The sequence below is a fragment of the Vibrio ordalii ATCC 33509 genome (assembly GCA_000257205.1).
Lineage (GTDB): Bacteria > Pseudomonadota > Gammaproteobacteria > Enterobacterales > Vibrionaceae > Vibrio > Vibrio ordalii.
In genome coordinates this window covers 22001-33080 of sequence record AEZC01000141.1, presented here as the reverse complement: position 1 = coordinate 33080, position 11080 = coordinate 22001, and the positions used below count along the sequence as shown (strand labels likewise).

Sequence of the window (11080 nt, the reverse complement as noted above, 5' to 3'; positions counted from 1 at the left end):
TGGCAAAAATAATGCCGTTTTTTTACTCAAGAGCAAGCGTCAGTATCATTTCAATTTGGCTTTAGAGGTGGCTTTCGATACTATGTGCAGCTATCTGAAAAATACAAAAACATCCTATACGGACACTACCAGCAGGTAGATGAGGAAACGATGCAACATCTAGAAGAGATTATTGCTAATGCGACCGCAGCGATTAATGCTGCCGATTCGCTAGTCGCACTTGATGAAGTGCGTGTTCAGTACTTGGGTAAAAAAGGTGAGTTAACCACTCAGCTACAGAGCCTAGGTAAATTGCCACCCGAAGAACGCCGCGCTGCAGGTCAAGAGATCAACGTTGCGAAAGAAACAGTGCAACACGCCATTGCTACGCGTAAAGATGCTTTGCAGCGAGCAGAGTTAGAAGCCAAACTAGCGGCTGAAATGATTGACGTTACTTTGCCTGGACGCCGCATTGAAAATGGTGGCTTACACCCAGTGACTCGCACAGTTGAACGCATTGAGCAGTTCTTTGGTGAGCTTGGTTTTCATGTTGAATCTGGCCCTGAAATTGAAGACGCCTTCCACAACTTTGATGCGTTGAATATCGCTGCCGATCACCCAGCACGTACTGATCACGATACCTTCTTCTTTAATCCAGATTTAATGTTGCGTACACACACGTCAGGTGTGCAAATTCGCACTATGGAAAATGGTCAACCGCCGTTTCGTTTTATTGCGCCGGGCCGCGTATATCGTAATGACTACGACCAAACACACACACCAATGTTCCACCAAGTTGAAGGAATGTTGGTTGATGAGCACGTCAATTTTGCTCAGCTTAAAGGTATTTTGAACGATTTCTTATGTAACTTCTTTGAAGAAGAAGTTGAAGTGCGTTTCCGTCCTTCTTATTTCCCATTTACAGAACCTTCTGCGGAAGTGGATGTGAAGGGTAAAAATGGTAAATGGCTTGAAGTTCTAGGCTGCGGCATGGTTCACCCGAACGTTTTGCGCAGTGTTGGTATTGACCCTGAAAAATATTCTGGCTTTGCATTTGGTATGGGTGTTGAGCGTTTAACGATGCTTCGTTATGGCGTCAACGACCTACGCGCGTTCTTTGAGAACGATCTGCGCTTCCTCAAACAATTCAAGTAATTCAAGGGTAAACACAATGAAATTCAGCGAATCATGGCTTCGTGAGTGGGTTAACCCTGCGGTTACGACTGACGAACTTACACATCAAATTACAATGGCAGGCTTGGAAGTCGATGACGTTCTTGCTGTCGCCGGTGAATTTACTGGCGTCAAAGTGGGTCACGTTGTGGAATGTGGTCAACATCCAGATGCCGACAAACTGCGTGTAACGAAAGTTGACGTGGGTGAAGAAGAACTGCTTGATATCGTTTGTGGAGCAGCAAACTGCCGCCAAGGCTTAAAAGTGGCGGTAGCGACGGTTGGTGCGGTACTGCCCGGCGATTTCAAGATTAAAAAAGCAAAATTACGTGGTCAGCCTTCTCACGGCATGCTTTGTTCATTCAGTGAGCTAGGGATTGATGTTGAATCCGCTGGCATTATGGAGCTTGCAGAAGATGCCATCGTTGGTACTGATTTCCGCGAATTCCTAAGCTTAGATGATGTGACTATTGATGTTGATTTGACCGCGAACCGCGCAGATTGCTTTAGTATTCGTGGCCTTGCTCGTGAAGTAGGTGTATTGAACCGCATTGATGTCACTGAGCCATCGGTCATCGCTATTCCTACTTCAATTGAAGATAAAGTCTCTATTGAAGTGAAAGCACCGGCCGCTTGTCAGCGTTATCTTGGCCGCGTGGTTAAAAACATTAATGTTCAAGCCCAAACACCGCTTTGGATGCAAGAGAAGTTACGCCGCTGTGGTCTACGTTCAATTGATCCAGTGGTTGATATCACTAACTATATCTTGCTTGAACAAGGCCAACCGATGCATGCCTTTGATCTTGCTAAGATCGAAGGCGGTATTGTTGTTCGTATGGCCGAGCAGGATGAAAAACTTACGCTGCTCGATGGTACAGAAGCTAAGTTGAATGTCGATACGCTGGTTGTTGCCGATCACAATAAAGCATTAGCCATTGCGGGCATTTTTGGTGGTGAAGGTTCAGGCGTTAGCTCAGAAACTCAAGATGTACTGCTTGAGTGTGCTTTCTTTGCACCAGACCATATCCGAGGTCGTGCTCGTAGCTATGGTCTGCATACTGATTCATCCATGCGTTTTGAGCGCGGTGTTGACTACGCGTTGCAAGCCAGTGCGATGGAACGAGCGACGCAGCTGTTGGTTGATATTTGTGGCGGTGAAGTTGCACCTGTGGTTAGTGTTGAGTCTGAAACGGATTTACCTAAACCAAATCAAGTCACACTTCGTCGCACTAAGCTGGACAGTTTGCTTGGTCATCACATCGCTGATGCTGATGTGGTTGAAATCCTAAAGCGTTTAGGTATGAGTGTTGAGAGTTGCGCAGAAAGTTGGGTTGCTACCGCGCCAACGTGGCGTTTTGATATCGCGATTGAGCAAGACTTGATTGAGGAAATTGGCCGTATTTACGGTTACAACAATATCCCTAATCAAGCTCCCGTCGCAGCATTGAGCATGAATGACCACCAAGAAGCAAACTTGCCACTTAAGCGTGTTCGTCATTTGTTAGTTGACCGTGGTTACCATGAAGCGATCACCTACAGCTTCGTTGAGCCAGAGCAGCAAAAACTGATTGTTCCAGATGTTGAACCACTCATTCTACCTAATCCTATTTCTGCCGATATGTCAGCGATGCGTTTGGGCTTGATCCAAGGTTTATTAAATACCGTGGTTCATAACCAGAAACGCCAGCAGCCAAGGGTTCGTTTATTTGAATATGGTTTACGTTTTATTCCTGATGCTTCGGCAGAGAACGGTATGCGCCAAGAGCCTATGCTCGCGGGTGTAATATCCGGTACTCGTGGTGAAGAGCACTGGAACATGGACACCGTAACGGTTGATTTTTTCGATCTAAAAGGTGACTTGGAAGCCATTCTTGATTTAACCGCCAACGGCAAAGCTTACAGCTTTACTTCTGTTGCACACCCAGCGCTGCACCCAGGGCAATCGGCCGCTATCGTTCTCGATGGTGAGATTATGGGGGTGATAGGCACTGTTCATCCAGAGCTTGAGCGTAAGTTTGGCTTGAATGGCCGCACCATCGTATTTGAACTTGAATGGTCAGCGGTGAACACCCGTGTAATTCCAGAAGCTGCATCACTGTCTAAGTTCCCAGCGAACCGCCGTGATATAGCACTGGTTGTTGATGGCGCTATTGCTTCAGGTGATATTGTCGATGCATGTCGTAACGCTGGTGGTGAGCTTCTAAAAGAGGTTAAGCTGTTTGACGTTTATGTAGGCAAAGGGGTTGAAGAGGGCAAGAAGAGTTTAGCGATTGCGTTGATGCTTCAATCTACTGAACGTACTTTAGAAGAAGCGGATATTGCAAGCGCGGTTGAATTGATTGTGAATTCCGTGACACTGCAGTTTGGTGCAGCCCTACGCGACTAACTTAAAAAGTAGCATAAATAAAAGTTTATTTGGGCAGGTTCAAGTTGAGCCTGCTTTTTTATATGCAATTTAGTGACAAGTTAGTGTTAAACAAGTCTATGATTTAACAGGTTATAAATTTTTTTATCAGAAATTGATACTCGTTCAAAATAGCATTAAATGCTGAAAATGTTAGCCGGGCTGATATAACTAACTAAATTGTCAGTGTTTTTTCTGAATCTTCAATGCCTAATATTATAAGTCCAGTCAGTATATATGCTTATTTTGATGAAACTATTAATATTATTGCGAATAAAAAAGTTGGCGAAAATCAGAAGCTTGGCATACACTTTTCAGGTAAAGCCGATATCTTATTGATTGGCTAAGCGAAAATGCTTTGGCGCTGCTTAGAGGCAGCAAGGTTTAACATAGCTTTGAGGGAAGTTTTATGGCGCTCACAAAGGCCGAATTGGCTGAAAACCTGTTTGAAAAGCTTGGATACAGTAAACGGGATGCCAAGGAAACGGTTGAAGTGTTTTTCGAAGAAATTCGCAAGGCGCTTGAAAGTGGCGAACAGGTAAAACTATCTGGTTTTGGTAATTTTGATCTACGAGACAAAAACGAGCGTCCGGGTCGAAACCCAAAAACAGGTGAGGATATTCCTATCTCCGCTCGACGTGTCGTAACGTTCCGCCCAGGGCAGAAATTAAAAGCCCGAGTCGAGAACATTAATGTCGAAAAATAGACCGAGCAATAGACCACGCTATGCGTGGTCTTTTTTTTCTGTTTATGGTGAGTTAAGGGTTCTGAACGTATTAGGCTGCTTGAATATGAGTGGTGATATACGGCTGCCAGGCGTTTTGGTAGAGCTCGACTGATTGGCGGCGAAAGTGGTTAATTTGCGCCTTTTCAATATCATGTAACGCACGCTTCTCTAATGCGGCGACACGTTCAAACTTCTGGATCTGTTCATAGAAACGATGTTCTGGGCCACTTTTTACATCTGCAATGGCTTTAAGATGTAATTGTACTTCTGCAATGACATTGGTTTTAGGAAGTTGAACCAGTAAGTTTAAATCACGATATCCCGATGCGGCAGGCGATTTAAAGCGGTTCTTTACTTTTACAATGCTAGCTTCTTGGCTTAATACTTCATATGCTTGGACTAAGCTTGGCACATCATGAGCGATAATCGTTGCTCTGGCTAAATCAGTGATTCTCTCCACACGTCCCTCTAACTCATGATCAATTTTGGCCAAGGCACGCTCGCGGGATTTAATACCAGAAAAATGAGCCTCTGTTGAAGTGAACAGCGCTGCACTTTTACATAGCGTCTCTAATTCGAACTGAGCTTGATGAGCTTTACTGTAAAGAATGTCAAAATCGCTGTGGGATTGCAAAGCTTGGTTATTAGTGGATTGAATACCGTATAAACCACTCAAACTGTGTTTGAATAATTTCGATGAGAGTTGATTTTTCGACTCCCCGACCTTAGCATCACTTTCTGAATTGAACGGCACAGCTGCAAAAGCAGGGGCTCTGCTGAGTACTAATAGCATCAATGCTGTCGTACGTAGAAATAAGCTCATCCATTCTCCTTAACTTAGCGTTTCTAGGTAAAAGGTGGAACGATTAAAAGAAACCTGAACGCATAATAAAACAGACTTACCTGCTACGAGATCTTGGGCTAAACAAAGTGAACTCAATAGCTCGTGGAACAATTAATCGATAATTTTGCGCTTTATCACAAGTCTTATCTTCAGACATCCCACTAGGTTATCTGTTCGATTTGATGTGTTACCAAGTGTATCTAATGAGAATGAACCAAATATGAATATCTGTCTCTAGACAGCTTGTTGAACTTGCGGATGTTTGTTTATTAGTCAGTAGTATGCAGCTTGTTTGGCAGTAGATTTTAATTGTAGAGAACAAAAATAATGAAAGATCCCGAGTTTTGGCACCAGAAATGGGCCTCCAACCAAATAGGATTTCACTTACAAGATGTGAATCCGTTACTGATTCAATATTGGCCTCGTCTCTCACCTCAACGAAATGAAAGTGTATTTGTGCCATTGTGCGGAAAAAGTGAAGATCTGATATGGCTTGCCTCCCAGCATGAAGAGGTTCAGGGTGTAGAGCTGAGTGAAATTGCCGTTCGTTCCTTTTTTGCCGAGCATTTTTATACGCCAACAGTCACTCGCGTAAATGGAGCACATGAACTGTATCAGTTTGATGAGTTGATGATTTATACCGGGGATATCTTTAGTGCGCCGCTAAAAGCGGTTGAGCTTATTTACGATCGAGCGGCGTTAGTTGCGCTGCCCCCTGAAATGCGAGAGGAGTACGTTACTCACTTGCTTTCATTGTTGAAAGAGGGCGGAAGGATGCTGCTTGTGACGCTGGATTACGTTCAAGGTGAAATGGCGGGCCCTCCATTCTGTGTCGCCAAAAATGAAGTTGAGTCGCTATTCACTGACTGCAAAGTGACGTGTCTGTTTCGTGATGACGCCGATCAACATCACCCTAAGATCAGTCAACAAGGATTAAGCCGTTTTGCTGAAGTCGTGTGGTTAATTGAGAAATAGCAGACTATGCTTAGATCGTTTATTCGAATCATCTACAAACAATAATCATCTACAAACAATAATCATTTACAAACAATAAATAGATAGCTTTTAGGCGTTTGAATGAGGTTAAGTTAAAACGTCGATATGGGCTAATCTAATGCTAAGGGAATACTTATGGGTTTGTTTAGCCGAAAGTCAAGCGATAATCAGCCGCGAAAAAAGAGCTGTGATGAATTAGTTATCGATTCGATTAAAAATACGATGGCTTATATTGAGTTTGATCCTAAAGGGCAAGTTCTAACGGCTAGCCCCCCATTTTTAAAGGTGATGGGCTATTCATTATCTGAAATTGTTGGTCAACACCATCGAATATTTTGTGAGCATGAATTTGTGAATACCCCACAATATGGGCAGCTTTGGCAAAATTTAGCGCAAGGTAAACCTCATGCGGGTACGTTTTGTCGTTTAACTAAAAGCCATAATAAAGTGTGGCTTGAAGCCTCTTATATCCCTGTAAAAGATGAGCAGGGAAAAGTGATTAAGGTGGTTAAGATTGCCAGTGATATGACTGCTGCAAAAGAGAAATTGGATAGGCAAGTATCCGTATTTGAAGCTGTCGATAAGTCAATGGCGGTGATTTCTTTCACCCCCGATGGGACTGTTGTTGAGGCGAATCAAAACTTTTTGTCCTGTGTTGGATACAAATTGGCAGAAATCGTTGGTAAGCATCATCGACTTTTTTGTGATGATGAATTTTATAAAAAAGATCCTAATTTTTGGGCGTCGCTTGCCAGTGGTCATTTCAAAACGGGATTGTTTAAACGTTTTACCAAACATGGTGATGAAATCTGGCTAGAAGCGACTTATAACCCCATCTTTAACGAAAAGCATAAAGTGATTGGTGTGACTAAGTTTGCTTCCGATGTCACGCAACGAGTACTGCAAGCACGGACGATTAAAGAGGCAGCAGCGGCTGCGCATCATACTTCACAGGAAACGGTTAATATAGCTCAACTAGGCACCACCACTTTAGCCGAAGCCGCTTCCATTGCTAAAGAGATTGATAACGCGATAACTCAGGCGAATACCTCGATGACGCAACTGGCTAACCAGTCGCAGCAAATCACCAAAATCGTAACCACCATTACAGGCATTGCAGAGCAGACTAACTTACTGGCCCTCAACGCCGCCATTGAGGCCGCGCGTGCCGGGGAGTATGGAAGAGGTTTTGCGGTGGTTGCTGATGAAGTGCGTTCATTAGCTTCTAATACCACCAAAGCAACGGATGAAATTGGTAATATTGTTAAGCTAAATAGTGAGTTGACCAATAGTTCGACATCGATGATGGGGGCAATTCAGGGGCAAGCAACAGCTTGCAACAGTAAGTTGGAAGAGGCGCAAAAGCTGATTGATGAAATGAGAAAGGCAGCGGACAGTGTTGTTGGCACGGTTAGTGAGCTGATTAAAGATTAAAGCTCTGAAGCGACTGCTCTGAAGCGAGTGTTGTTGGCGAAAATGAAAGCGAGCCTAGTGGCTCGCTTTGCTTTTTTACAGAATAACTTGCACGCTTTTAGCGCATTGAATCGCGTTGTGCAAGGCCTGTTTGAGTTCTTTATCTTTTGCCAGAGCAACTCCAAGCCGACGGCGTCCATCAATGTCTGGTTTACCAAACAGACGAAGTTGAGTGTGCGGGATGGACAGCGCTTCATTCACCCCATCAAACTTGATATTAGCTGAGGAGCCCTGACCTAAGATAACCGCAGATGCCGATGGCCCATATTGGGTAATACTATTGATTGGCATACCCGTGAACGCGCGCACGTGTAGCGCAAATTCAGACATCTCTTGCGAAATGAGGGTGACCATTCCCGTATCATGTGGGCGAGGGGACACTTCATTGAAGATAACATTATCGCCTTTTATAAACAGTTCAACACCAAATAAGCCGTAACCACCGAGTGCATTAACCACTTGTTCTGCTACATATTCAGCGGCTTTAATCGCGTTAGCTGACATCACTTGTGGTTGCCATGATTCGCGATAATCCCCTTCCTCTTGTCGATGACCAATGGGAGCGCAGAAATGGACACCATCAACTGCTCGAATCGTTAAAAGTGTAATTTCGTAGTCGAAATCGATAAAGCCTTCGACGATCACTCTCCCAGCTCCACTGCGGCCACCTTCTTGAGCGTATGCCCAAGCGCGGCTAATATCCTCTTGCGTCTTAATCACACTTTGGCCTTTACCTGATGAACTCATCACAGGCTTAACTACGCAAGGTATACCGACATGCTCAATCGCCAGTACAAAATCATTATAGTCATCAGCAAACTGATAAGGAGAGGTAGGTAAGGCAAGAGTTTCTGCGGCTAAACGGCGAATGCCTTCACGGTTCATCGTCAATTGAGTGGCCGTTGCTGTGGGGACCACGTTTAAGCCTTGCGCTTCGAGTTCAACCAGCTTGTGAGTGGCAATTGCTTCAATTTCTGGCACCACGTAGTCAGGTTTTTCGAGTTCGATAATGGCTTGTAGCGCATCGCCATCGAGCATATCCAATACGTGGCTACGATGCGCCACCTGCATTGCTGGAGCGTTGGCGTAGCGATCACAGGCAATCACTTCTAAACCAAGGCGTTGGCATTCAATTGCCACCTCTTTGCCCAATTCTCCGGAACCAAGCAGTAAAACGCGGGTGGCATTTTCACGTGTAGCAGTACCAAACATAGTGAATCCTTACATTCAAGCAATAGGTAATAGCGAAAACAGCCAAAATCATACTGAAATTAAGAATAAAAGCAAACGTTTGCCTTGGGGTAAAGAACAAGTTCTGGAAAGGATGGGTACGCCTCTCGGCTTAAGAGGCGTAAATAAAGTTAAACCACAAGATAGGAAAGAGGAATATCTGGGTTAATTACTTCCAAGGTGGCTTGGGTATCCGCTAAGTGGCTAATGCTGCCATCAGACATCTCAACTAATGCGGCTGCGACAATATTATCAAAGTGTTGGCCATCCATCATTAACTGAACAAGAGCAACTTGCAATGGTGGTAAGCTTGGGTTGAATGCGGCATTTTCAGCATACGCACCGACGTAGGTTTTACCATTCTCAACTTGCAGGGCAACACCACTGAGATTGTTGGTATAGGGTGCGTAACTGCGGTTTAGGCCATTAAGAGCTAAGCCAATGAGTGGGTCATCTTCGGTAGTTGTTTTGCCGTGGTTAGCGTCTGCCATTAGACCAGAATCAACACCTAAATCGGCAGGACCAAATGATTCAGGTAAGTACTCTTGCAGTGACTTCTCATCACGCTGTGGTAGCTGAATGGCAAGCGAGTCTGCGGTCGTAAGCTCATTCATAAACTGACGGCAGTGTCCACAAGGGCTGAAGTTGATGGTGATGTCCGCAACGCCTTGTTCACCTTTCATCCACGCATGGCTGATGGCGCATTGCTCGGCGTGTACGGTTTGGCCTAATTGTGCACCGGAAAACTCGATATTTGCGCCAAAGTACAAACGGCCCGATAAACCTCTGACGATGGCTCCCACGTAAAAGTTTGAAAGTGGTACATAAGCATAGGCGGCCGCAAAAGGCAGCAGTGCAACGCGCAATTCCGCATCGTCTAAGCCAGAAAGAGAAAGCAGTTGGTTGAACTGTTCTGGTGATAGGGTTGCGTCAAAATCATCGCACAGCAGAATGGGCGACAAAAATTCTGCAACGGGTTTTGGCGTATCAGCTAGCGCCTGTTCAATACGGCTTTTCATAATGAGTCCTTATCTATGTATTGAGGAATATTCTAGGCGAAGAATGAAATTTTACTGAGATTTAAGTCACGCAATGCAATGTAACGTAATTTTGTTTTTCACATTTAGAGTGAGGTCACACATGAAATCGATTACAGTCAGCCTTAGAGTGAGACACGTCTACAATCAAAATCCATGAGCAGACGTATCTTTGATTTCTGTTGGCACTCTATAGCGTGGACAACCACATTGAAAAAGCAAAAAAACTTGGAGCAAGTATTGATGTGATTACGCCGCACACGACTAATGCCAGTGAACTAAATGCTGCGTCACGTGGATCTTTTTCAGCGCAGGTTGCTGTGCCCAGCGCATGAGAGACGGTGCCCATGGTTAAGCCTTTAGCAATGGGATGCGTGATGTTGAGAAGGTTATAGATAGGGTAGGCGAGAATCGCGCCAAACAGCCCTACAATGACCACTAAAACGGCGGCAATGGCTGGCTCCCCACCGAGGTTACTGGAAACTTCCATCGCAATCGGTGTGGTAACTGATTTACCCAGTAGGCTGGCGATTAAATGTATATCCGTTTGAAGATAAACAGCAATTAAGCTGGCTGTGAGCATTGACATAGCACTGCCCACCCCGCAGGCGAGGGCAATGATGCGCCAATTTGAGCGGATCTGAGGCAGTTGTTCATAGAGAGGATAAGCCAGCGCCACCACGGCCGGTTGCAACAGAAAGCTAAGCCACTGGTTATCAGCATAGTAACTGGCATAAGGGATGTTAAAAAATAGCAAGATAGGAATGATGATCACAAGGCTGAGCAGTAACGGATTCATTATGGCCGTTTTGCATTTTTTGCTGATCCAACGTGTCAGGAAAAAGACCGCAATCGTGAGCAATAACCACATCACTTATTCCCCTTTTTCAAAAAACGATCCAGCCCTAAACCCAGACAAACTAATACGATCAGCGTACCGCCCACCGCGCTGGCAAGAATCGGGATGGCGTTACTCATCAATAAATCAAAATGCTCGATTAATCCGACACTGATAGGGACAAATAAAATGACCATATAACGGATAAAAAGACTGGCACTGGGTTTTACCCATTCGACAGGCACGAGCCCACTTGCCAATAAACTAAACAGAATTAGCATTCCGATAATACTGCCCGGAATGGTGATGCCAAGCCAATGTTGAAGATTGATACCTGCCATCAGGCAAAGGAAAATCAGCCCCATAGAGACCAAATATT

Annotated in this window: 10 protein-coding genes; 5 read left to right on the top strand and 5 right to left on the bottom strand. The window is 44.7% G+C overall.

Going from position 1 to position 11080, the window contains the following annotated elements; genetic code table 11:
* Positions 1-150 precede the first annotated feature (150 nt).
* The 3 genes from pheS to ihfA all read left to right on the top strand — a co-directional run bounded on the left by pheS (position 151) and on the right by ihfA (position 4262).
* Positions 151-1134: a phenylalanine--tRNA ligase subunit alpha gene (gene pheS, locus VOR_RS0110320; RefSeq protein ID WP_010319632.1), complete on the top strand. Its 984-nt coding sequence runs from the start codon at positions 151-153 to the stop codon at positions 1132-1134.
* A 16-nt stretch (positions 1135-1150) separates the two neighbouring features.
* Positions 1151-3538 (top strand): phenylalanine--tRNA ligase subunit beta, encoded by a 2388-nt coding sequence (gene pheT / locus VOR_RS0110315; protein ID WP_010319631.1) that lies wholly within the window; start codon positions 1151-1153, stop codon positions 3536-3538.
* 427 nt (positions 3539-3965) lie between these two features.
* Positions 3966-4262, top strand: a complete 297-nt coding sequence (gene ihfA / locus VOR_RS0110305; RefSeq protein ID WP_010319630.1) for an integration host factor subunit alpha — start codon at positions 3966-3968, stop codon at positions 4260-4262.
* Positions 4263-4332: 70 nt separating this feature from the next.
* Here ihfA and VOR_RS0110300 read toward each other — a convergent pair whose 3' ends face one another.
* Positions 4333-5106, bottom strand: coding sequence for a RelA/SpoT domain-containing protein (locus VOR_RS0110300; RefSeq protein ID WP_010319629.1), 774 nt, complete (start codon positions 5104-5106; stop codon positions 4333-4335).
* A gap of 348 nt (positions 5107-5454) precedes the next feature.
* Between VOR_RS0110300 and VOR_RS0110295 the strand changes: the two genes are divergently transcribed.
* Together VOR_RS0110295 and VOR_RS0110290 are read left to right on the top strand one after the other, a co-directional pair.
* Positions 5455-6102, top strand: coding sequence for a thiopurine S-methyltransferase (locus VOR_RS0110295; RefSeq protein ID WP_010319628.1), 648 nt, complete (start codon positions 5455-5457; stop codon positions 6100-6102).
* A 156-nt stretch (positions 6103-6258) separates the two neighbouring features.
* Entirely contained in the window at positions 6259-7557 is a 1299-nt protein-coding gene (locus VOR_RS0110290) for a methyl-accepting chemotaxis protein (protein ID WP_010319627.1), read from the top strand.
* 75 nt (positions 7558-7632) lie between these two features.
* Here VOR_RS0110290 and purT read toward each other — a convergent pair whose 3' ends face one another.
* The 4 genes from purT to VOR_RS0110270 form a co-directional block, all read right to left on the bottom strand.
* Positions 7633-8808, bottom strand: coding sequence for a formate-dependent phosphoribosylglycinamide formyltransferase (gene purT, locus VOR_RS0110285; protein WP_010319626.1), 1176 nt, complete (start codon positions 8806-8808; stop codon positions 7633-7635).
* Positions 8809-8957: 149 nt separating this feature from the next.
* On the bottom strand, positions 8958-9845 hold the full coding sequence (gene cdd, locus VOR_RS0110280) for a cytidine deaminase (RefSeq protein WP_010319625.1): 888 nt from the start codon (positions 9843-9845) through the stop codon (positions 8958-8960).
* 208 nt (positions 9846-10053) lie between these two features.
* A complete protein-coding gene (locus tag VOR_RS0110275) occupies positions 10054-10734 on the bottom strand; it encodes a CidB/LrgB family autolysis modulator (RefSeq protein ID WP_010319624.1) in 681 nt (226 codons plus the stop codon).
* Entirely contained in the window at positions 10734-11066 is a 333-nt protein-coding gene (locus tag VOR_RS0110270; protein ID WP_033197434.1) for a CidA/LrgA family protein, read from the bottom strand. The genes VOR_RS0110275 and VOR_RS0110270 overlap by 1 nt, the downstream gene beginning before the upstream one ends.
* Positions 11067-11080 lie beyond the last annotated feature (14 nt).